This is a genomic window from Streptomyces sp. SirexAA-E, assembly GCF_000177195.2.
In the GTDB taxonomy this organism is placed as follows: Bacteria; Actinomycetota; Actinomycetes; order Streptomycetales; family Streptomycetaceae; genus Streptomyces; species Streptomyces flavovirens.
This window is the reverse complement of record NC_015953.1, coordinates 5313932-5336110: the sequence shown is the minus strand read 5'-3', so window position 1 is coordinate 5336110 and position 22179 is coordinate 5313932. Positions and strand designations below refer to the sequence as shown.

Below are 22179 nucleotides of genomic sequence, written 5' to 3'. Positions count from 1 at the left end.
CGCTGTGGACGCCGGAGGTGAATCAGCGGTCGCGCTTCTCCTTGATCTTCGCGGCCTTGCCGCGCAGCTCACGGAGGAAGTACAGCTTGGCGCGACGGACGTCACCGCGGGTGACGAGCTCGATCTTCTCGAAGATCGGGCTGTGCACCGGGAAGGTGCGCTCGACGCCGACGCTGAAGGAGACCTTGCGGACCGTGAAGGTCTCGCTGACGCCCGAGCCCTGGCGGCGGATGACGATGCCCTTGAACTGCTGGATACGGGAGCGGTTGCCCTCGATCACGCGCACGTGGACGTTGACCGTGTCACCCGGGCGGAAGGCCGGGAGGTCGGTACGGAGCGAGGCGGCGTTGACGCCATCGAGCAGGGAAGCCATGTTGTCTGCTTTCTTCGCCGATGCCACAGGTCATCGACGGGAGAGAGTGAAGTTCGGATGCCGTTCGCGTCGGGCGGGCGTCGTTCCCCCTGTGGCAGGGGCGCACGCCGGACGTACGGCTGGCCTATTCTTCCACGGCCTCGGGCCTGCGCCAAAATCGCCCGCCGGGCTCCGGGGACCAGCCGAGGATCGAGAGGATCTCGCGGTCCTTCTTGTCGAAGCCGGACGCCTCGCACCGCTCGATGAGATCGGGCCGGTTGAGGGCGGTACGGCGGAACGCCTCGTCACGCCGCCAGCGCGCGATCTTCCCGTGGTGGCCGCTGAGCAGCACGTCCGGGATACCGCGTCCGCGCCACTCGGGGGGCTTGGTGTACACGGGACCTTCGAGCAGATCGGCCATCGCTCCGGGGGCGAAGGAGTCGTCCCGGTGGGATTCGGCGTTGCCCAGCACGCCGGGCAGCAGCCGCGCCACCGCCTCCGTGACGACCAGGACGGCGGCCTCCCCGCCGGCCAGGACGTAGTCCCCGATGGAGACCTCCACGACGGGCAGCCGGGTCGCGTACTCCTCGGTCACCCGGCGGTCGATGCCCTCGTACCGGGCGGGGGCGAAGATCAGCCAGGGCCGCTCGGAGAGTTCGACGGCCAGCTCCTGGGTGAAGGGCCTGCCGCTGGGTGTCGGCACCACCAGGGCGGGCGTGTGCGCGCCGGCCTCGTAGCCGTCGGCCAGCACCTCGTCCAGGGCGTCGCCCCACGGCTCGGTCTTCATGACCATGCCGGGGCCCCCGCCGTAGGGGGTGTCGTCCACCGTGTTGTGACGGTCGTACGTCCAGTCGCGCAGGTCGTGGACGTGGACGTCGAGCCGGCCCCGGGAGCGGGCCTTGCCGACGAGCGAGACGTTCAGCGGTTCCAGGTACTCGGGAAAGATCGTGACGACGTCGAGCCGCATCACGCGTCGCCCTTCCGCTGCCCGTCGGCCGGTTCCGCGCCCTGTTCCTCGGCCTGCCCGGCGTCCTGCCCCTCGGCGTGCTCGGCGTCCCGCGCGGAGGCGACGACGGCCTCGCTCTCGTCGATCAGGCCGGGCGGCGGGGTGATCACGGCCCGCTGCTCCTCCAGGTCGATCTCGGTGACGATCTCCTCGACGAACGGGATCATCACCTCGCTGCCGTCCGGGCGCTCCACGATGAACAGGTCCTGCGACGGCAGGTGGCTGATCTCGGTGATCCGGCCGATCTCGGTGCCGTCGGCCAGGACCACGTCCAGGTCGATGAGCTGGTGGTCGTAGAACTCTTCCTCGTCCTCCGGCAGTTGCGCCGGGTCCACCTCGGCGATCAGGAGGATGTTGCGGAGCGCCTCGGCGCCCGTACGGTCGCGGACGTTCTCGAAGCGCAGCAGGAGCCTGCCGCTGTGCACCCGGCCCGACTCGATCGTCAGGGGGCCCTTCTCCGCCGGGTCCGTGGCCAGGACGGCCCCCGGTCCGAGCCGGAGTTCGGGCTCGTCGGTGCGCACCTCGACGGTGACCTCACCCTTGATGCCGTGGGCGCGGCCGATCCGCGCCACTACCAACTGCACGCTGTTTCTCCCGGTGATGGTGTACGTAGGGACGACAAAGGCCGGGGACGGCTCGAAAGCCCTCCCCGGCCCCGGCCGGTGTTCAACTCTTTCAGCGAACCTGGTCCACATCGACGAGGTCGACACGGATACCACGTCCGCCGATGGCACCCACGACGGTACGCAGGGCGCGCGCGGTGCGGCCGTTGCGGCCGATCACCTTGCCGAGGTCTTCGGGGTGGACCCGGACCTCGAGCACACGTCCACGGCGCAGGTCACGCGAGGCGACCTGCACATCGTCGGGGTTGTCGACGATGCCCTTCACGAGGTGCTCAAGAGCCTCCTCGAGCATGCTCAGGCCTCGGTCGACTCGGTGGACGCGGCGTCAGCCTCGTCCGCCTTCTTGTCCGACTTCTTGGCCTTCTGGGTGATGGCCTCACCCTTGGCCTCGTCGCCGTCCGCGCTCAGGGACTCGAAGAGGGCACGCTTGTCAGCCTTGGGCTCCGGCTGCAGCAGCGGCGCGGGGGCCGGAAGGCCCTTGTGGGCCTGCCAGTCACCGGTGAGCTTCAGGATCGCGAGAACCGGCTCGGTCGGCTGGGCGCCGACGGACAGCCAGTACTGCGCGCGCTCCGAGTTGACCTCGATGCGGGACGGGTTCTGCACCGGGTGGTACAGGCCGATCTCCTCGATGGCCCGGCCGTCACGGCGGGTACGGGAGTCGGCGACGACGATGCGGTAGTGAGGCGAACGGATCTTGCCCAGACGCTTCAGCTTGATCTTGACTGCCACGGAAGTGGTGTCTCCTGGTCTCTGACGTGGTTGGGCACAACGAAGATGCCACGTGGGGTTGCGGTACTCGGGTGCCCGACGGACGCGTCAGCCGGAGGAGAGAGGGGTCCTGTGCGGCTGTCGAGTACAGCTAGCCATTGTGCCACACCACATCGGGTCACCCGACCGCGACCGCCGCTTCCGGGATCCGGAAGGGCTTGCCGCACCCGCCGCAGACGATCGGCGCCTGGGCGAGGACCGACGGGACGACCCGGACGTTGCGTCCGCAGTCGCAGACGGCCTTGACACGGACGCCTCCGCCGGAGGAGCCGTGCCGGGCCGCGGGACCGCGGAAGGAGCGCTTGGTGTCGGCGGCCGTGGCCACGGTGTGCGCCTTGAGGGCGCGCTGCAGCCGTTCCGTCGTGGGGCGATATCTGCGTTTGGCCTCGGGATTCAGCGTCACCAACGAGAATCCGCTGCTGGGGTGGGGCTCCTCGACATGGTCGAGGCCCAGCTCCTCGGCGATCGCGAGGAAGCGTCGGTTGTGGTAGCGGCCGGCCCGGGAGGTGTCCCGGACACCTCTCGCGGCGGCGATTCCGTGGACTGCCTCGTGGAGCAGTCGTTCGAAGGAGAGTTCCGCGCCACAGGCGGACGAGGACTCTCCGATCAGGGACTCTGGTGCGGCTAGGTCGGGCAGCTCGGGGTGGTACCGCTGAATGTCGGCCCACGCCTGCGCCAGCTCTGCGGCAAGTACAGGTGGTGTCGTGCTCACGTCGTGACAACGAGCGTGAGTGCTCCGGTGTTCCTATTCCAGGGCATCCCAAATAATTTGCACGTACCAGTCAGTTGCCGCTGATGTGTCCGGACGATGCCGGGTGCGCAGATCTGCGGAGAAGTCACACAGCTCGCACCAAGGCGGTACGTAGCCTCTCGTACGCACCGGCCTGTAGACGGGCACCCACCAGCGAGATTACCCGCCGCCCGGCGGCGCCCCGGACCGGTGCGGGACGGGCGCACCGCGCTCGACGTGCTGCACCGCGTGTGTCGGGTCAGACTGTGACAAGAGCGAGCGGCAGGCGTGCCGTACCCGGCGGCCCGGAGACGGTCCGGGGCCGGGGGGCGCACGACCGGAGCACGCGAGCACGGCATTCCGCCCCGTCAGGCCTCTGGACGGGGCGCCGGATGCGGAGTTCCCTGACATACGGGGGCCGGGCGCACCCGGCACCGACCTGCACATGGGGGACCGTCCACTCGGGCACGACCGACCTCTCGGCGGATTGGGGCGCATTCCATGACACCTACGCTCGTCCGGCACCACAGGTACGCGGATTCTTCCGCTCCGGTGGACTCCGGTACCCGTGCCCGTGACTGGGCCGAGATCCAGGAACGCATGCTGGCACCGCTCTACGAGGCCGTGTTCGACCGGCTGGAGGTCGGGGCCCCGACCCGGATGCTCTCGCTCGGCTGCGGCTCGGGTCTCGCGCTGCTGATCGCGGCGTCGCGCGGGGCGGCCGTCACCGGCGTCGACACCGACCGCGAGCGGCTCGCCCTGGCCCGGGAGCGTCTCGGGCCGGGCGCGGACGGGTCCGAGGCCCGGGCGGAGCCGGCCCGGCGGGCGAGGCTCGTGGAGGACCTGCCCTCGGCGGCCGGTGAGGCGCCGTACAACCTGCTCACCGCCTTCAGTCCGATCGGCTGCGCGGCCGGTGACTCCGAGGGGCTCGCGCCCGCGCTCGCCGAGGCCGTGCCGTTGGCAGCTCGGGGCGCCACCGTGGTCCTGACCGGATGGGGACCGCCGGAACGCTGTGCCACCGCCCCGGTGCTGCGGGTGGCGGCCCGGCTCGCCGAGTCGGCGCGCGCCTCGCGTCCGGGCGGCTGGCGGCCCACGCTGCGGGACGACCTGGAGGAGGTCGCGGCTCGGGCCGGGCTGAAGCCGGACGGTTCGGGCCGGGTGTCCTGTCCCTTCGGCTACGCGGACGTGGACAGCGCGGTGCGCGGGCTGCTCTCGACCGGGCTGTTCGACGCGGCGGTACGGGCGACGGACCGCTCCCAGGTCGAGAAGGAGGTCACGGAGGCCCTGCACCCGCATGTGCGCCCCGACGGCACGGTCTGGATGCCGAACGTCTTCCGCTACCTGGTGTGCGTGGCGTAGCCGGCGCCCCGCCGAGCGGGACGCCCCTTCTCCATGAACCGAACCGGGATCAGCCCATGAACTTCTTGAACTCGTCCGGCAGTTCGAAGTTCTTGTCGTCCTGGGCCGGCACGCCGAACGCCCCGCCCTGCGCCGCCTGCTCGCGCCGGGCCGCCGCGGCCTGCTCCTCGGCCTTGCGCTTCATCGGGTTGCCGCTCTTGCGCTTGCCCTTGGCCTGCTTGACCTGCTTCTTCTGGCGGCCGGGGCCGCCGCCCATGCCCGGCATGCCCGGCATCCCGGGCATGCCGCCGCCCTGGGCCATCTTCGACATCATCTTGCGGGCGTCGAAGAACCGCTCCACGAGGCCCTTCACCGCGGAGACCTCGACACCGGCACCCTTGGCGATACGGGCCCGGCGGGAGCCGTTGATGACCGTCGGCTCGGCGCGCTCCTTCGGGGTCATCGACTTGATGATCGCGGCCATGCGGTCGACGTCGCGCTCGTCGATGTTGTTGATCTGTTCCTTGATCTGCCCCATGCCGGGCAGCATCCCGAGCAGCTTGGAGATGGAGCCCATCTTCCTGACCTGCTCCATCTGCGCCAGGAAGTCGTCGAGCGTGAAGTCCTTGCCCTTGCTCGACGCCAGCTTGGAGGCCATCTTGGCGGCCTCTTCCTGGCTGAACGTCTTCTCCGCCTGCTCGATCAGGGTGAGCAGGTCACCCATGTCGAGGATGCGGGAGGCCATGCGGTCGGGGTGGAAGGCGTCGAAGTCCTCGAGCTTCTCACCGTTCGACGCGAACATGATCTGCTTGCCCGTGACATGGGCGATCGACAGGGCGGCACCACCGCGTGCGTCACCGTCGAGCTTGGAGAGCACCACACCGTCGAAGCCGACGCCGTCGCGGAAGGCCTCGGCGGTGTTGACCGCGTCCTGACCGATCATCGCGTCGACGACGAAGAGGATCTCGTCGGGGCTGACGGCGTCGCGGATGTCCGCGGCCTGCCGCATCAGCTCCTCGTCGATGCCGAGGCGGCCGGCGGTGTCGACGATGACGATGTCGTGGACCTTGGCCTTGGCGTACTCGATGGAGTCCTGGGCCACCTTGACGGGGTCGCCCACGCCGTTGCCCGGCTCCGGCGCGTACACCGCGACGCCCGCGCGGTCGGCGACCACGCTCAGCTGGTTGACGGCGTTGGGGCGCTGGAGGTCACAGGCGACCAGCAGCGGGGAGTGCCCCTGACCCTTGAGCCAGAGGCCGAGCTTGCCCGCGAGGGTGGTCTTGCCGGCGCCCTGGAGACCCGCGAGCATGATCACGGTCGGCGGGTTCTTGGCGAACCGGAGCCGACGGGTCTCGCCTCCGAGGATGCCTACGAGCTCCTCGTTGACGATCTTGACGACCTGCTGGGCGGGGTTCAGCGCCTGGGAGACCTCGACGCCCCGGGCGCGCTCCTTGACGTTGGCGATGAACGCGCGGACGACGGGGAGGGCGACATCCGCCTCGAGCAGGGCGATACGGATCTCGCGAGCCGTGGCGTCGATGTCCGCCTCGGACAAGCGGCCCTTGCCCCGGAGGTTCTTGAAGGTCGCGCTAAGGCGGTCGGAGAGAGTATCGAACACGGCGCTCGTCGGTCCTCAGGGTCGGGGGCGGGGCTGGTCAGTCGCCCTCCAGGGTATCCGGACCCCGGAGACGGCGGAGCCCGCGCCCGTTTCTCGTGACGGACACGGGGCCGTAAGGCGTCAGCCCAGTGCCTTCTCGACCTCCCCCGCGACCTGCGCCGCCCGCTCGGGCACCAGCGGTTCGCCGTCCGGATCCGTGACGTAGAAGGCGTCGACGGCGTTCGCCCCCAGCGTCGATACGTGCGCGCTGCGCACCCGCACGGCGCTCTGTTCCAGGGCCCGGCCGATCCGGTGCAGCAGCCCCGGGGCGTCCTGGGCACGCACCTCGATCACCGTGGCCAGGCGGGAGCCCGCCGGTGCGACGGTCACCCGGGGCGGCGGGGCCTTCACCCCGCGCCGCCGCGGGTAGGCGGCCTCGCGTTCGGCGAGGCGGGCACGGATGTCGAGCGAGCCGTCCAGGGTGCGTACGAGGTCGGCGCGGAGCCGGGCGGCCTGCGGGAGGGAGCCGTACTCGGCGGCGACCCGCCAGCTCAGGACGAGCAGACCGGCCGATTCGCCGAGCTCGGTGGGGAGTTCGACGGCGCGCAGGTCGGCGGAGCGGACGGTGAGCCGGTGCAGGGCGAGGACCCCGGCCGCGGCGGGCAGGACGCCGGGCCGGTCGGGCAGGGCGATGTGGAGCTCGACGCCCACGGGGCCGGGTTCGCCGTCCTGCGGGGCGGGTTCCTGTTCGGTGTGCAGGGCGAGGACGGGCTCGCCGGTACGCAGCGCCTCGACGGCCAGCCGTTCCTGTTCCGCGCTGGGCGCGAGCGGTTCCGGTTCGGTCGGCTCCTCGCCCGCCAGCAGGGCGGCGACGCGCTTGACGAGGTCGGTGACGAGCAGGGCACGCCAGGAGCTCCAGGCGGCGGGCCCGGTGGCCAGCGCGTCGGCCTCGGTGAGCGCGTGCAGCAGTTCCAGGGTGGAGGCGCTGCCCACCGCGTCGGCGACCGCGCGCACGGTCGCCGGGTCGTCCAGATCGCGCCGGGTGGCGGTCTCGACGAGCAGCAGGTGGTGGCGTACGAGGGTCGCGACGACGCCCGTGTCCTGCTTGTCGAAGCCGATCCGGGCGGCCATGTCGCGGGCGATCACCTCGCCCGCCACCGAGTGGTCGCCGGGCCAGCCCTTGCCGATGTCGTGGAGCAGGGCGGCGACCAGCAACAGGTCGGGGCGGCCGACGCGGCGGGTGAGGAAGGAGGCGCGGACGGCCGTCTCGACGAGGTGGCGGTCGACGGTCCAGGTGTGCACGGGGTTGCGCTGGGGGCGGCAGTGGACCCGCTCCCAGTCGGGCAGCAGCCGGGTGACGATGCCTTCGGCTTCGAGCGCCTCCCAGACGGCGACGGTGGATTCGCCGGCGCCGAGCAGGGTGACGAGCTCCTCCCGCGCCTCGGCGGGCCAGGGCACCGGCAGCGGCTGGGCCGCGTCGCGCAGGTGACGGACGAGGTGGCGGGAGAGGGGGAGCCCGGACTCGGCGGCCGCCGCCGCGGCGCGCAGGGTGAGGACGGGGTCCTTGTCGGGGCGCGCGGTGCGGGCGAGGACGACCTCGCCGTCCGCCTCGACGACGCCTTCGGCGAGCGGGGTGCGTTCGGGGGCGGCCTTGGGGCCGCCGAGGAGGGAGCGCAGCCGGGGCCGCGCGGAGCGGGCCCGCAGGACGCGTTCGACCTCGCGCCAGGTGACGTCGGTGGCGTAGGAGACGGTGCGGGCGGCCTCGTAGACCTGGCGCAGCAGGGCGTCGGCGTCGAGGAGGCCGAGGGAGGCGGCGACCTGGTCCTGTTCCTGGAGGGCGAGCCGGTCGGTGGAGCGGCCGGTGGTGAGGTGGAGGGCGTCGCGGGCGTCGAGGAGGGTGCGGCGGGCCTCGGCGAGCCCTTCGCGGGGGGCGTCGGCGACCCAGGAGGCGGCGACGGCGCGCAGCGCGGTGGCGTCGCGGAGGCCGCCGCGTGCCTCCTTGAGGTCGGGCTCCAGGAGGAACTGGAGCTCGCCCATGCGTTCGCCGCGCTCCCGGCAGAGCTCGTCGAGGGCCGGCAGGCGCTTGTGGGCCTGGTTGCGCCAGTCGGCGAGGATCTCGGTGCGCAGTGCGGCGACGAGGCCGAGGTCGCCGACGACGGCACGTGCGTCGAGGAGTCCGAGCTGGACCTTGAGGTCCTCGCGGGCGGCCCTGCGGGCCTCGGCGGGGGTGCGGACGGAGTGGTCGAGGGCCAGCCCGAGATCCCAGGCCGGGTACCAGATGCGGTCGGCGAGGGCGGCGACGGCCGGGGCGTCGGCGCTGCCGTCGTGCAGCAGCAGGAGATCCAGGTCGCTGCGCGGGGAGAGTTCGCCGCGGCCGTACCCGCCGACGGCGACGAGGGCGGCCCCGCGCATCCCGGTCTCGGCGGCGGCGGTGGTGAAGAGCGCGGTCAGCCAGTCGTCGGTGAGCCGGGCGAGGGCGGCACGGCGCGGCGGCCCGGACCGCGCCTCCTGCTGGAGGAGGCGCAGCCGGGCCGCCGCGTAGCCGCTGGGTCCCGAGTCCTCGGATCCGGTGGTCACTTCGGTACGTGTCACCCAGCTGCCTTCCGTCGAGCCGTTCGGTGGGTCTGCGGGTCAGAGCGCGTCGGGGCCGCGTTCGCCGGTCCGTACGCGGATCGCGGTCTCGACCGGGACGCTCCAGACCTTCCCGTCCCCGATCTTGCCCGTCCGCGCGGCCTTGACGACCACGTCGATGAGCTGTTCCGCGTCCTCGTCCTCGACGAGGACCTCGATGCGGATCTTCGGTACGAGGTCGACGGTGTACTCGGCACCGCGGTAGACCTCGGTGTGGCCGCGCTGGCGCCCGTAGCCGCTGGCCTCCGTGACCGTGAGCCCCTGGACGCCGAAGGCCTGGAGGGCCTCCTTGATCTCGTCCAGCCGGTGGGGCTTCACGACTGCGGTGATGAGCTTCATGCGTCCACCTTCTTGTTCGTCGGGGCGGCCGTGGCGCCGGGCGCCGGGGTGGTGGTGCGGGGGGCCGTGCCGCCGCCCGCGCCGCTGAAGTCGTACGCCGTCTCGGCGTGCTCGACCTGGTCGATGCCGGAGATCTCGTCGTCCTCGCTCACCCGCATCCCGATCGTCCTGTCGAGCAGCAGGGCGAGGAGGCCGGAGACGACCAGAGAGTACGCGAGGACCGCGAAGACGCCGACGGCCTGCTTGCCGAGCTGGTCGAGGCCGCCGCCGTAGAAGAGTCCCTTGGCGTCGGACTGGACGCCGCCGGTGGCGAAGAGGCCGACGAGGAGGGAGCCGATGACACCGCCGACGAGGTGGACGCCGACGACGTCCAGGGAGTCGTCGTAGCCGAACCTGTACTTCAGGCCGACGGCCATGGCGCACAGGACACCGGCGACGACACCGACCGCGATGGCACCGAGCGGGCTGACGGAGCCGCCCGCGGGGGTGATGGCGACGAGGCCGGCGACGGCGCCGGAGGCGGCACCGAGGGTGGTGAAGGAGCCGTGGCGGATCTTCTCGTAGGCGAGCCAGCCGAGGACCGCGGCACCGGTGGCGACCTGGGTGTTGAGGAACATGACCGCGCCGACACCGTCGTCGTTGCCCAGCCACGAGCCGGCGTTGAAGCCGAACCAGCCGAACCACAGGAGTGCGGCGCCGAGCATGACGAGCGGCAGGCTGTGCGGCCGCATCGGGTCCTTCTTGAAGCCGACCCGCTTGCCGATGACGAGGATCACGCCGAGGGCGGCGGCACCGGCGTTGATGTGGACGGCCGTACCGCCGGCGAAGTCGATGACCCCCAGTTCGAACAGCCAGCCGCCCGCGCCCCAGACCCAGTGCGCGACCGGGAAGTAGACGACGGTGACCCAGAGGGTGATGAACAGGGCCCAGGAGGTGAACTTGACGCGGTCGGCGAGGGCGCCGCTGATGAGGGCCGGGGTGAGCACGGCGAACATCAGCTGGAAGACGGCGAAGACGTAGACCGGGATGGTGGTCCCGTCCCAGAGCTCGGTGACACCGATCCCGCTGAGGCCGGCGAAGTCGGAGCTCCAGCCGATGACGGAGCCGTTGTCCGTGCCGAAGGCGAGGCCGAATCCGTAGAGCACCCACAGGATCGTGACGATCCCGAGGCTGATGAAGCTCATCATCAGCATGTTCAGAGTGCTCTTGACGCGGACCATGCCTCCGTAGAAGAAGGCCAGACCCGGGGTCATGAGCATCACCAGCGCGGAGCAGATGAGCATGAACCCTGTGTTGGCGGCAGACAGCTGCGGGGCGTCTGCGGCAAGCGTCGTGATGCCTGGGGGCATCGGCGTCTCCTCGTCGTCGGTGCGGCCACGTGCGGGGGTGCGGGACCACGGTGAAAAGGTGCGGGCCGGTTATGCGCCATGAGATTCGCGCAACGCCGTTTCCACGAATGCCGCACGGTGTTTCGCCGCAGTGACGAAGGAGCGTGGTGTGTTACGCCGGAATGAACCGGAAGTGTCTGGACCGGTGTGGTGCTTACCCTGCCCGCGGCGCCGCATACGGTGCGCGGAACCGGCCCGGATCCGCGACGCGACGTGAACCGGCCACGGCGGCCGTCCGCTGACCTGGCGATGGGGGAGCCGAGTCGGGATGTGGGGACGGCTGTCGTGGCCGGTGGTTGCGGGGCCGGCGCCGGGGCGCCGGGGCGGGCTCCGGTACGGGAGCGCCGCCGGTCAGACCGCTTCGGCGGTCTCCGGGAGTTGTTCGGTGAGCAGGTCGGTGAGCCGGGCGACCTCGGGGATGTCGCCGAAGTCCCTGACGGCGGTGTCGACGGTCTTGCGGAGCCGGGTGTTGACGCGCTCGGACCGGACCCGCTTGGCGACGTGCAGGGCCTGGGTGGCCAGCACGGTGGACTTCTCGGGCTCGCGCTGGAGGAGGTGCACGGTGGCCATGCCGATGAGGTTGAGGGCGTAGGACCTCTGGTGTTCGTCGTCCTCGCCGAACAGCTCCACCGCGCGGGCCATGACGGGCTCGGCGAGCGAGGCGTACGTGGGGCTGCGGCCTGCGACGTAGGCGAGGTCGCGGTAGGAGTGCGCGTTCTCGCCGTGCAGCTCGGCGTCGGAGAAGAAGCGGATCCAGTCGGGCTCGGGCGCGTCGTCGAAGGCCGCGTCGGCGAAGGTGTCCTCGGCCATCCGGACCGCGCGCCGGCACTTGCTGGGCTGGCCCATGTTGGCGTAGGCCCGGGCCTCCATCGCATACAGCATGGCCTGGGTGCGGGCGGTCGCGCAGTCGCGGCTGCCGTACTGGGCGAGGTGGATCAGTTCGAGTGCGTCGTCGGGCCGGCCGAGGTGGATCATCTGGCGGCTCATGCTGGACAGGATGTAGGAGCCGAGCGGCTTGTCCCCGGCCTCCTTGGCCGCGTGCAGGGCCAGCACGAAGTACTTCTGGGCGGTGGGCTGGAGTCCCACGTCGTAGCTCATCCATCCGGCGAGCTCGGCCAGCTCGGCGGCGCAGCGGAAGAGCCGCTTGGAGGTCGCCTCGGGGTGGGGCTCCTGTAAGAGGTCGGTGACCTCGTGGAGCTGGCCCACGACCGCCTTGCGGCGCAGTCCGCCACCGCACTGGGCGTCCCACTGCCGGAACATCGCGGTGGTGGACTCCAGCAGATCCAGCTCCGGCCGGGAGAGCTTGGAGGGGCGGGAGGAGGCGGTCTTCTGTTCCGCCTCCGGCTGCGCTCCGGGGGTGACGGGCACCAGCCAGCGCTGCATCGGCTCGATGAGGGTGGGCCCGGCGGCCAGGGCGAGGGAGCTGCCGAGGAAGCCGCGCCGGGCCAGCATCAGGTCGCTGCGGGAGAACTCGCTGAGCAGCGCCACGGTCTGCGGGCCCGCCCAGGGCAGGTCCACCCCGGACACCGAGGGCGACTGGTGGGCGGAGCGCAGCCCGAGGTCCTCGACGGGGACGACGGTGCCGAAGCGCTCGGAGAAGAGCTCGGAGAGGATGCGCGGAATGGGTTCGCGCGGCTGCTCGCCGTCCAGCCAGCGCCGCACCCGTGAGGTGTCGGTGCTGATGTGGTGGGCGCCCATCTGACGGGCCCGGCGGTTCACCTGGCGGGCGAGCTCGCCCTTCGACCAGCCGCTGCGGACGAACCACGAGCCGAGCTGCCCGTTCGGGCGCTTTCCGGCATTCGTCTCGCCTGCGCCGCTGCCACTCACTGGAACGCCCCCATCCCGCTGGAATCCTTCGCGCGAACCTCCGTCAGAATGCCGTGTCCCGTCCCTGCCCGTACGGCGATTGCCCACCGCCGGACCGGACATCGGGTTGCCCGTGGCATACCCACGGACGCACATGCAATTGCAGGCTCGGTACCGACAGTAACGCCTCGGTCACCGCTGACGCGAGGGGGTGGCGGAAACGCCACCATTCGCCACCCCTTCGGATGAACGCGCCGGGGACCAGCCGCGATTCACTTGACAGAGCGCGATCAGTGACAGGCGGAGTGAAGCATTCAGGGGCGCGCGCAGCCACGGGCGCACACCCCCCGCACCTCCACCACGCGCTGCGGAACCGCCGGCGGCGACGGAGGACGTTCGGGGCTCCGGTCGTAACCACCGGTGAGTCGGACCCGTTGGAGGGGGCATGGGCTTCACGATCGGCGGCATCCGCGAGATGCGCCCCGGATCGCGGCGCCGCGGCCGTACGGCCGGGGCGACCGCGGTGGCCGAGTACACGGGGCTCCGGGGCTGGGCGGTCGTCCCGGGCACCCGGGCCGCGGCGGGGATCTGCTCCTGCGGGGATCTTTGCTGCGCCGCCCCCGGCGCGCACCCGCTGGACTTCTCCCTCGAGGTCCCCGCGGGCGCCACCCTCCGCGCGGCCGCGGACGCCTGGGCCGAGGTGCCGGGCGCCTCGTTACTGCTCCCGGTGGGCCGTGCGTTCGACGTGCTCGACGTCGCGGAGGCGCCCGGCCGACGCGCGCTGGTCAGGATGGAGCGGATGGGCCTGCCGCTCGGCCCCGTGACGGTGACACCCGACGGGCGTACCCAGTTCTTCGTCGCCCCCGGCGCCGCGGCCCAGTTACCCGGGCTGCTCTACCGGATGGGCTGGGACGACGCCGACCTGGACCTGCGCGCCCTGGGACCGGGCAGCTTCGTCACCGCCCCGCCCTCGGACCTCGGCGGCCTCGGCCCGGTCCGCTGGCTGCGCCCACCGCCGCCGGACACGTCGGTCACTCCCCCGCACGCGCGCCTGCTGCTGGGCACCCTGGCGTACATATGCCATCGCCTGTGACGGCCGAAGGGCGGTGAGCCCCCGAGGGGGTCCACCGCCCTTCCGGCGATCGGGGTCGTCGGTGCGGTCAGTCGCCGATCAGCGCGTCGACGAAGGCACCCGGTTCGAACGGGGCGAGGTCGTCCGGCCCCTCACCGAGGCCGATGAGCTTGACCGGGACGCCCAGCTCGCGCTGGACGGCGATGACGATGCCGCCCTTGGCGGTGCCGTCCAGCTTGGTCAGGACGATGCCGGTGATGTCGACGACCTCGGCGAAGACGCGGGCCTGCACGAGGCCGTTCTGCCCGGTCGTGGCGTCGAGGACGAGGAGGACCTCGTCCAGCGGCCCGTGCTTCTCGACGACCCGCTTCACCTTGCCGAGCTCGTCCATGAGGCCGGTCTTGGTGTGGAGTCGGCCCGCGGTGTCGATGAGCACCACGTCGGCACCCTCGGCGATGCCCTCCTTCACCGCGTCGAAGGCGATCGAGGCGGGGTCGCCGCCCTCGGGCCCGCGGACGGTACGGGCGCCGACGCGCTCGCCCCAGGTCTGGAGCTGGTCGGCGGCGGCGGCGCGGAAGGTGTCCGCGGCGCCGAGCACGACGCTGCGCCCGTCGGCGACCAGCACCCGGGCGAGCTTGCCCGTCGTGGTCGTCTTGCCGGTGCCGTTGACCCCGACGACCATCACGACGCCGGGCGTCTCGGCGCCGCCCTCGGTCTTCACCTCACGGTCGAAGTCGGGGCCGAGCAGGGCCACGAGCTCCTCGCGCAGCAGCGCGCGCAGTTCCTCGGGCGTACGGGTACCGAGGACGCGGACCCGCTCGCGCAGCCGCTCCACCAGCTCCTGGGTGGGGGCCACGCCGACGTCGGCCGTCAGGAGCGTGTCCTCGATCTCCTCCCAGGTGTCCTCGTCGAGGTTGTCGCGGGACAGGAGTGCGAGCAGCCCCTTCCCGAGGGAGTTCTGCGAGCGGGCGAGCCGGGCGCGCAGGCGCACCAGCCGGCCGGCGGTGGGCTCGGGGACCTCCAGCGCGGGGGTCTCCGGTTCGAGGACGACCGGCTCCTCCTCGACGGGAGTCCCGGCACCGGGGAGACCGACCTCCTCGATGGGGCGCCGCGCTTCGTCGCGCGGCGTCTCGGCCTCCTCGCCGACACGGGGCTCGGCGGGAGGAGTGAGGGTCGGCGTGCTCGACGGCGCCGAGGGCGGCAGCTGCTTCTTCTTGCGGCTGCTGACCACGAGCCCGCTGATCAGGCCGACCGCGACCAGGGCGATGACTACAGCAAGGATGACGATTTCCATAACCCGTCCAGTATCGGCCACAGAGGTCCCTCCGGCGTGGTTCCGGAGTGGCGCCCGGACCGACCACGCGGGGCTTATGCACCTTTTGGAGGCAAAAGGGCGACCTGCCGGTACGCTGCTGCGCGTGGAGAACCGCGGTCTGGACCCCGTCCCCGACGACGAGCGCACCGGCCGGGTCCGCGCCCTCTTCCCCACCTGGGTGACGGCCAACATGACGGTGCTGCTGCTGACGGTGGGGGCCGGGCTGACCGTCTTCAACGGCCTCAACTTCTGGCAGGTGCTGACCGTCGCGGTGACCGCTCCCCTGCTCGCGTTCGGGCTGGTGGGCCTGGTCTCGATCGCGGGGAAGCGCGGGGGCGCCCCCGGCATGGCGCTGTCGAGGGCGGTCTTCGGGCAGCGCGGCAACCTCCTGCCCGGCGCCCTGTTGTGGGTGGCACGCTGGGGCTGGGAGACCGTCAACGCCGTCACCGGCGCCTACGCCCTGCTGGCCGTGCTCGATCTGGTGCTGGACGTCCGGCGGACGAGCACGCTCGCACTGTCGACGCTGACCGCCTTCGTCGCCGCCGGCTTCCTCGTCTCGGGGCTCGGCATCCGCGCGCTGCGGATGTGCTGCGGGGCCTCGGCGTACCTCTTCGGTGGCGCCAGCCTCCTCGTGCTGGTCCACCTCGTCGTCACCACACCGTGGCAGGCCGTCCTGGACCGCCCGGCGGGTTCGGCGGCGATGACGGTCGCCGGGGTGGGGACGCTGGCCGCCGGGGGCATCAGCTGGGTCCCGTCCGGCCCGGACTTCGCCCGGTATCTGCCGCGTTCGGCTTCGGGCGGCGCGATGGTGGGCGCCACCGTGGCCGGCGCGGTGATCACCGTGGCCCCGATGGTGACGATGGGCGCGGTGATGGCGGTGGGCGCGCCGGACCTGGCGGTCACGAAGGACCCGGTGGCCTTCATCGGGGAACTGCTGCCGGTGTGGATCTCGGTGCCGTACCTGCTGATCGCGGTGGCCGGGATGGTGATGATCAACGCGATGTCGATGTACTCGGCGGGTTTCACCGCCCAGACGCTCGGCATCGCCCTTCCGCGCACCCGGGCCGTGGGCGTCAACGCCCTCATCAGCGTCCTGCTCGGCGGGTGGCTGATGGTGGTGGCGGCGGACTTCCTCGACGCCTTCCTCGCGTTCCTGACCCTGCTCGGTGTGACGTTCTCCGCCTGGATCGGGGTGTTCGGCGTGGACCTGCTGTACGGGCGCGTGTACGACGCCGAGGCCCTCATGGACACCACGTCGCGCAGTGCCTACTGGTACACGGCCGGCTTCCGCCTGTCCGCGGTGACCGCCTGGGCCACCGCCCTCGTCGTGGGGCTGCTCTTCGTCAAGGCGCGGTGGCTGACCGGCCCGTTCGCCGGCACCTGGATCGGGCGCAACGGCCTGGGCTGGGCCGCGACGGTGCTCGTCGCGGCGGGGATGTACGCACTCCTGCGCCGCCCGGCCGCCCGGGCGGACGCCGCGGGATGACAGAGCGCTGCCCCGGTCCGGCGGGTGCCGGACCGGGGCAGCGTTCCCGGAGCGAGGAGAGGGACAGCGGGGATCAGCCCATCTCCTCCAGCGCCTTGCCCTTGGTCTCCTTCACGAACTTGAGCACGAAGGGGATCGAGAGCGTGGCGAAGCAGGCGTAGATGATGTAGGTGCCCGACAGGTTCCAGTCGGCCAGGCTCGGGAAGCTCGCGGTGATGGCCCAGTTGGCGATCCACTGGGCGGAGGCGGCGACACCGAGCGCGGCGGCGCGGAGGCGGTTGGGGAACATCTCGCCGAGGAAGACCCAGACGACGACACCCCACGACAGGGCGAAGAAGAGCACGAACACGTGGGCGGCGATCAGGGCCACCGTGCCCTGGGTGGTCGGCAGCTTGCCGTCCACCAGGTCGGCGGAGAAGGCCCAGGCCTCGAACGCCAGCGCGACGGCCATACCGGTCGAGCCGATGAGCGCGAGCGGCCGGCGGCCGATCCGGTCCACCATGATCATCGCAATGACGGTGCCGATGATGTTGATGATCGACGTGGTGAACGAGTAGAAGAAGGAGTCCGTCGGGTCGATGCCCACGGACTGCCACAGCGTCGCCGAGTAGTAGAACGCCACGTTGATGCCGACGAGCTGCTGGAAGACCGACAGGCCGATACCGACCCAGACGATCGGCAGGAAGCCGAAGCGGCTGCCCAGCAGGTCGCTGAACTTCGACTTGTGCTCACGGCGCATGGCCGTCTCGATCTCGTTCACCCGGGCGTCGAGGTCGATGTTCTTGCCCTCGACCTCTTCCAGGATCTTGCGCGCCCGGTCCCGCTTGCCGACCGAGATCAAGAAGCGCGGCGACTCCGGGATCGCGAAGGACAGCAGCCCGTAGAGGATCGCGGGCACGACCATCACGCCGAGCATCCACTGCCATGCCTCGAAGCCGAGGATCTTGCCGCGCTGGTCGCCGTCCGCGATCTGCAGGATGCCGTAGTTGACCAGCTGCGAGATGGCGATACCGACGACGATGGCCGCCTGCTGGAAGGAGCCGAGCCGGCCGCGGTAGGCGGGCGGCGAGACCTCGGCGATGTAGGCCGGGCCGATGACCGAGGCCATACCGATCGCGAAGCCGCCGATGATCCGCCACATGGCGAGGTCCCAGAGGGCGAACGGCAGTGCGGACCCGACGGCGCTGATGGTGAAGAGCACCGAGGCGATCTGCATGCACCGGATGCGGCCGATCCGGTCGGCGATGCGCCCGGCCGTGGCCGCGCCGATCGCACAGCCGATCAGGGCGATGGCGATGACCTGGGCCAGCGTGCCGGACCCGATCTCGTACCGGTCCCTGATGGCCTCGACGGCGCCGTTGATCACGGAACTGTCGTAGCCGAAGAGGAAGCCGCCCATCGCTGCGGCCGCCGTGATGAAGATGACATGCCCGAGGTGGTCCGGATGGGCCGCTCGGGCCCCGGACTCCGGTCCGTGCGCTGCGCTGGTCACATGAACTCCTGTTGCCTGGCCGCACCGTCAGGCGTGGGGGGTGAACCCTCCCAGTGGCGCACAACTCTCGCCCGACCACCACTTGAAGGTAAAAACGACATTGCAGAGATTATGCGTTCAAGTTTCGAAGTCAAGAGCCGGGGTCGACCCGTGTCGGGACAGTCGAGTACCCAGGAGTGCCGAGAAAGCGCGTTGAAACATTGAAGATTCTGTGAAGGCTGCGTAAGGGAACTCAAACGGCCGAACCTGGCCGTCAGCGCAGGCGCTGGCTGATCACCTTCGACACGCCGTCACCCTGCATCGAGACGCCGTAGAGCGCGTCGGCGACCTCCATCGTCCGCTTCTGGTGCGTGATCACGATCAGCTGGGAGCTCTCCTGGAGCTCCTCCATGATCCGGATCAGCCGCTGCAGATTGGTGTCGTCGAGCGCCGCCTCGACCTCGTCCATGACGTAGAAGGGGCTGGGCCTGGCCTTGAAGATGGCGACCAGCAGGGCAACGGCCGTAAGGGATCTCTCACCGCCGGAGAGCAGGGAGAGCCGCTTGACCTTCTTGCCCGGAGGCCGTGCCTCGACGTCCAGACCGGTGGTGAGCATGTTGTCGGGGTCGGTCAGGACGAGCCGGCCCTCCCCGCCCGGGAAGAGCCGGGCGAAGACACCCTCGAACTCGCGGGCGGTGTCCCGGAACGCCTCCGTGAACACCTGCTCGACGCGCTCGTCGACCTCCTTGACCACCTGCATCAGATCGGCCCGCGTCTTCTTCAGGTCTTCGAGCTGCTCGGAGAGGAACTTGTGCCGTTCCTCCAGCGCCGAGAACTCCTCCAGGGCGAGAGGATTCACCTTCCCGAGTTGCTGGTACGCCCGTTCGGCCGCCTTCAGCCGCTTCTCCTGCTCGGCCCGGACGAACGGCACCGGACGGTTGCGCGGGTGCTCCGGGTCCTCCGGCAGCTCCTCGCCGTCGGCCGCGGGTGACGGCGGCACCGGCTGGTCGGGGCCGTACTCGGCGGCCAGCCCCGCCGGCTCCACCCCGAACTCCTCCAGCCCCTTCGCCTCCAGCTGTTCCATGCGCAGCCGCTTCTCGGCGCCGAGCACCTCACCGCGGTGCACCGAGTCGGTGAGCCGGTCGAGTTCGCTCTTCAGGTCGCGGCCCCGGCCGCGTTCGGCCGTCAGCTCCCGCTCGCGTCCGGCCTTCGCCGCCTCGGCCGACGTGCGCTCCTGATCGGCCCGTACGACGGACACCTCGACGTGGGCGAGCAGTTGCCTGGCGCCGGACGCCACGGCGGCGGCCACCTCGGCCTCGTGGCGCAGCCGGGCCCGCCGCCGCTCGGCCCGGGCGCGGGCCTCCCGCTCGGCCCTCGCCCCGCGGTCGAGGGCGTCGGCACGTCCGGCCAGCGCCTTGACCCGCTCCTCGTGGGTGCGGACCTGGAGGCGGGCCTCCATCTCCGTCTGGCGCGCGTTGGCCCCGTCGGCGGCGAGCCGGTCCCGTACCGAGGTGTCGGGCTCCTCGTCGACCGGGGCCTCCTGGGCGACCAGCAGCCGTTCCGCGAGCTCCTCGGCCTCCTCGGTGGCCCGTTCCAGGGCCTCCTGGGCGCGGGCGGCGGACGCCGTCATCCGCTCGGCCTCCCCGGCCGCGCCCCGGGCCTGGCCGGCCAGCCGTCCGAGCTGCTGGGAGACCCCGGACCTCTCCCGCTCGGCTGCCCTGCGCCGCTCCCCCAGCTCCTCGGCGCGGCCGGCTCCCTCGGTACGCCGTGCCGCCGCGCGCCGCTGCTCCTCGGCGAGCTCCTCGCACCGCACGGCCAGCTCGGCCAGCTCGGCGGCGGCCTCGTCCACGGAGGCCCGCACCTCCAGGAGGCTGGGCGCCCCGGCGGACCCGCCGTGTGCGAAGTGGGCCCCGAGCACATCGCCTTCGGCGGTCACGGCGGTCAGCCCGGGGTGGGCTGCGACCAGGTCCTCCGCGTCCTCCAGGGTGCCGACGACGACCATGTCGCGGACCAGTCGGCGTACGGCGGCCATCAGTCCGGCCGGGCCCCGCACCAGGCCGGCCACGGCGGGGGCCGCCGGTGCGGTGGCGGCGGGCGCCTGTCGTCCGGCGGTTTCCTGGGCGCCGGACGTCTGCCCCGGCAGCCGGTCCGGGGCGGCCGTCGTCTCGGGCCGGTGTTCCGGCGGGGCCCCCTGTGCCTGTCCGGGCAGAGCCGGGCGGTCCTCGGGCCCGTGCCCGGAGGCAGGCACCTGGCCGGCGGCACCCGTCTCCTGGGCCACATGTCCCGCCTGTCCCGCCTGTCCCGCCTGTCCCGCCTGGGCGGGCAGTTGTCCGCCGGCCTCGCCCAGCAGCAGCGCCGCACGTCCCGCGTCCTGCTTGCGCAGCAGCCGGATCGCCTCGGCCGCCGTCGCGGGGTCGCTCACCGCGACCGCGTCGGCCGCCGCCCCCAGCGCCGCCGCGACCGCGACCTCGTGCCCCGGGGCCACGGTGAGCAGTTCCGCGGCCGGGCCGAGCACTCCTGACAGCCGGTCCCGCGCGCCGAGCAGTACGCCGGTGCCGTCCTTGCGGCGCAGGCCCAGCGAGAGCGCCTCGTGACGGGCCGCCACGGCGGCGCGCCTGCGCTCGGCCGCGGTGGCCGCCTCACGGGCGTCGCCGAGCGCCGACTCCGCCTCGTCCAGCCGGCGTTTGGCGTCCTCGTGGCGCTCCGCCAGCTCCAGGTCCTCGGCGTCCAGTCCCTCGACCTCGGCCTGGAGTGCTTCGTACTCCTCCTGGGCCGCGGCCGCCCGCTGCCGCGCCTCGTCCCGGGCGGCCGCCAGCCGGTCGATCTCCGACTGCGCCGAACCGGCCCGGCTGCGGGCCGCGTTGACCTGCCCGGTCAGCCGGGCCAGGCCCTCGCGCCGGTCGGCGATGGCGCGGGCGGCGTCCCTGAGCCGGCGCTCCTCGGCGGCCAGTTCGCGTTCGAGTTCCGAACGGTGAGCGGTGGTGTCGTCCAGGGCGTGCTCCGCGGCTTCCAGGGCCGCTTCCAGCTCGGCCTCCTGCTCGCGGATGCGGGCGGCCTCCCGCTCCATGTCCTCCGGGTCGCGTCCGCGCCTCTCCTCCTCGGGAGCGGCGGTGGCGCTCTTCACCCGGGCGTCGGCGAGCGAGATCGTCCCCCGGACGCGCTCGGCGAGCTGGGAGAGCTCGTACCAGGTCTGCTGGGCCCGCTGGAGCCGTGGCGCCAGCCGCCGTACCTCGTCCTCCAGGTCCGCCTCCCGGGCGAGCGCCGCCTTCAGGTCGGCCTCGGCGGCCTCCCTGCGCCGCTTGAGGGCCGCCTCGTCGGCGATCTCACTGCGCAGCGCCTCCCGTAGCCGCACCAGGTCGTCGGCGAGGAGGCGCAGCCGGGCGTCGCGCAGGTCGGCCTGGATGACGGCGGCCCGGCGGGCCACCGCGGCCTGCCGGCCGAGTGGCTTGAGCTGGCGCCGCAGCTCGTCGGTCAGGTCCTGGACGCGGGCGAGGTTGGCTCCCATCGCCTCCAGCTTCCGCAGCGCCTTCTCCTTGCGCTTGCGGTGCTTGAGCACTCCGGCCGCCTCCTCGATGAAGGCGCGGCGGCCCGTCGGATCGGCGTGCAGTACGGAGTCGAGCCGGCCCTGCCCGACGATGACGTGCATCTCCCGGCCGATACCGGAGTCGGAGAGGAGTTCCTGGATGTCCAGGAGCCGGCAGGTGTCCCCATTGATCTGGTATTCGCTGCCGCCGTTGCGGAACATGATCCGTGTGATCGTCACTTCGGCGTACTCGATAGGCAGCGCGCCGTCGGAATTGTCGATGGTCAGCGAGACTTCGGCGCGGCCGAGCGGTGGCCTTCCCGTCGTTCCGGCGAAGATCACGTCTTCCATCTTGCCGCCGCGCAGCGATTTGGCGCCCTGCTCGCCCATGACCCAGGAAAGGGCGTCCACCACATTGGATTTGCCGGATCCGTTGGGTCCCACGACGCAGGTGATCCCCGGTTCGAACCGCAGGGTCGTGGCGGAGGCGAACGATTTGAAACCACGCAGGGTCAGGGCCTTGAGGTGCACGCCGCCGGACTCTACCTTTCACTCTCGGTTTCACCGATGAAGGTGCAGGGCACATCAGACGGTAAGCGAAGGGCGACGGCCCGCGGACGGCCGGGGGGCAAAAGAAAAAGGGACGCCGAGGCGTCCCTTGTAATGGTTACGCAAGCCTGCGTGACGGATCGCGGGCGGGCCTGAACACGAGGGGACCTCGACGTCCAGGGCGA

17 protein-coding genes are annotated in these 22179 nt (G+C 71.8%); 3 read left to right on the top strand and 14 right to left on the bottom strand.

The annotated features are described in order from the left end of the window. Nucleotides 1–22: 22 nt before the first annotated feature. The 6 genes from rplS to SACTE_RS23900 all read right to left on the bottom strand — a co-directional run bounded on the left by rplS (nt 23) and on the right by SACTE_RS23900 (nt 3461). Nucleotides 23–373, bottom strand: coding sequence for a 50S ribosomal protein L19 (gene rplS, locus SACTE_RS23925; protein WP_014048592.1), 351 nt, complete (start codon nt 371–373; stop codon nt 23–25). Nucleotides 374–497: 124 nt separating this feature from the next. Further along, nucleotides 498–1319, bottom strand: a complete 822-nt coding sequence (gene trmD / locus SACTE_RS23920) for a tRNA (guanosine(37)-N1)-methyltransferase TrmD (RefSeq protein WP_014048591.1) — start codon at nt 1317–1319, stop codon at nt 498–500. Continuing rightward, nucleotides 1319–1942, bottom strand: coding sequence for a ribosome maturation factor RimM (gene rimM, locus SACTE_RS23915; RefSeq protein ID WP_014048590.1), 624 nt, complete (start codon nt 1940–1942; stop codon nt 1319–1321). The genes trmD and rimM overlap by 1 nt, the downstream gene beginning before the upstream one ends. Before the next feature lie 91 nt (nt 1943–2033). Next, on the bottom strand, nt 2034–2273 hold the full coding sequence (locus tag SACTE_RS23910; protein WP_014048589.1) for an RNA-binding protein: 240 nt from the start codon (nt 2271–2273) through the stop codon (nt 2034–2036). A 2-nt stretch (nt 2274–2275) separates the two neighbouring features. Next, entirely contained in the window at nt 2276–2710 is a 435-nt protein-coding gene (rpsP, locus tag SACTE_RS23905; protein ID WP_014048588.1) for a 30S ribosomal protein S16, read from the bottom strand. Between the two features lie 157 nt (nt 2711–2867). Then, nucleotides 2868–3461 carry a hypothetical protein gene (locus tag SACTE_RS23900; protein ID WP_014048587.1) on the bottom strand — a complete coding sequence of 198 codons (594 nt, stop codon included), beginning with the start codon at nt 3459–3461 and terminating at the stop codon, nt 2868–2870. A 519-nt stretch (nt 3462–3980) separates the two neighbouring features. On the opposite strand from SACTE_RS23900, the gene SACTE_RS23895 reads away from it, so the two are divergent. Next, a complete protein-coding gene (locus tag SACTE_RS23895) occupies nt 3981–4838 on the top strand; it encodes a methyltransferase domain-containing protein (protein WP_014048586.1) in 858 nt (285 codons plus the stop codon). Nucleotides 4839–4887: 49 nt separating this feature from the next. Here the strand turns inward: SACTE_RS23895 and ffh are convergent, their stop codons facing one another. From ffh to SACTE_RS23870, 5 genes are all read right to left on the bottom strand, one after another. Further along, on the bottom strand, nt 4888–6435 hold the full coding sequence (gene ffh / locus SACTE_RS23890; RefSeq protein ID WP_014048585.1) for a signal recognition particle protein: 1548 nt from the start codon (nt 6433–6435) through the stop codon (nt 4888–4890). Nucleotides 6436–6555: 120 nt separating this feature from the next. After that, nucleotides 6556–9006 carry a [protein-PII] uridylyltransferase gene (locus tag SACTE_RS23885; protein ID WP_014048584.1) on the bottom strand — a complete coding sequence of 817 codons (2451 nt, stop codon included), beginning with the start codon at nt 9004–9006 and terminating at the stop codon, nt 6556–6558. Between the two features lie 39 nt (nt 9007–9045). Beyond that, entirely contained in the window at nt 9046–9384 is a 339-nt protein-coding gene (locus SACTE_RS23880) for a P-II family nitrogen regulator (protein WP_014048583.1), read from the bottom strand. Continuing rightward, on the bottom strand, nt 9381–10733 hold the full coding sequence (locus tag SACTE_RS23875) for an ammonium transporter (protein ID WP_014048582.1): 1353 nt from the start codon (nt 10731–10733) through the stop codon (nt 9381–9383). The genes SACTE_RS23880 and SACTE_RS23875 overlap by 4 nt, the downstream gene beginning before the upstream one ends. A gap of 390 nt (nt 10734–11123) precedes the next feature. Further along, nucleotides 11124–12599, bottom strand: a complete 1476-nt coding sequence (locus tag SACTE_RS23870; RefSeq protein ID WP_014048581.1) for a hypothetical protein — start codon at nt 12597–12599, stop codon at nt 11124–11126. 424 nt (nt 12600–13023) lie between these two features. On the opposite strand from SACTE_RS23870, the gene SACTE_RS23865 reads away from it, so the two are divergent. Continuing rightward, entirely contained in the window at nt 13024–13671 is a 648-nt protein-coding gene (locus tag SACTE_RS23865) for a bifunctional DNA primase/polymerase (protein WP_014048580.1), read from the top strand. A 67-nt stretch (nt 13672–13738) separates the two neighbouring features. Here SACTE_RS23865 and ftsY read toward each other — a convergent pair whose 3' ends face one another. Continuing rightward, nucleotides 13739–14944 (bottom strand): signal recognition particle-docking protein FtsY, encoded by a 1206-nt coding sequence (gene ftsY / locus SACTE_RS23860; protein WP_014048579.1) that lies wholly within the window; start codon nt 14942–14944, stop codon nt 13739–13741. Nucleotides 14945–15068: 124 nt separating this feature from the next. Between ftsY and SACTE_RS23855 the strand changes: the two genes are divergently transcribed. Further along, nucleotides 15069–16451, top strand: coding sequence for a cytosine permease (locus tag SACTE_RS23855; RefSeq protein ID WP_019992287.1), 1383 nt, complete (start codon nt 15069–15071; stop codon nt 16449–16451). 73 nt (nt 16452–16524) lie between these two features. On the opposite strand, the gene SACTE_RS23850 is transcribed toward SACTE_RS23855, so the two are convergent. Together SACTE_RS23850 and SACTE_RS23845 are read right to left on the bottom strand one after the other, a co-directional pair. Continuing rightward, complete coding sequence (locus SACTE_RS23850) at nt 16525–17943, bottom strand: sugar porter family MFS transporter (RefSeq protein WP_014048577.1); 1419 nt, start codon at nt 17941–17943, stop codon at nt 16525–16527. A 253-nt stretch (nt 17944–18196) separates the two neighbouring features. Further along, entirely contained in the window at nt 18197–21976 is a 3780-nt protein-coding gene (locus tag SACTE_RS23845) for an AAA family ATPase (protein WP_014048576.1), read from the bottom strand. Nucleotides 21977–22179: the final 203 nt, after the last annotated feature.

Excerpts from the sequence above, each read along its gene's own strand:
- rplS (WP_014048592.1), bottom strand. The coding sequence starts at position 373 with ATGGCTTCCCTGCTCGATGGCGTCAACGCCGCCTCGCTCCGTACCGAC.
- SACTE_RS23865 (WP_014048580.1), top strand. The coding sequence starts at position 13,024 with ATGGGCTTCACGATCGGCGGCATCCGCGAGATGCGCCCCGGATCGCGG.
- SACTE_RS23880 (WP_014048583.1), bottom strand. The coding sequence starts at position 9,384 with ATGAAGCTCATCACCGCAGTCGTGAAGCCCCACCGGCTGGACGAGATC.
- SACTE_RS23895 (WP_014048586.1), top strand. The coding sequence starts at position 3,981 with ATGACACCTACGCTCGTCCGGCACCACAGGTACGCGGATTCTTCCGCT.
- ftsY (WP_014048579.1), bottom strand. The coding sequence starts at position 14,944 with ATGGAAATCGTCATCCTTGCTGTAGTCATCGCCCTGGTCGCGGTCGGC.
- trmD (WP_014048591.1), bottom strand. The coding sequence starts at position 1,319 with ATGCGGCTCGACGTCGTCACGATCTTTCCCGAGTACCTGGAACCGCTG.
- SACTE_RS23910 (WP_014048589.1), bottom strand. The coding sequence starts at position 2,273 with ATGCTCGAGGAGGCTCTTGAGCACCTCGTGAAGGGCATCGTCGACAAC.
- SACTE_RS23875 (WP_014048582.1), bottom strand. The coding sequence starts at position 10,733 with ATGCCCCCAGGCATCACGACGCTTGCCGCAGACGCCCCGCAGCTGTCT.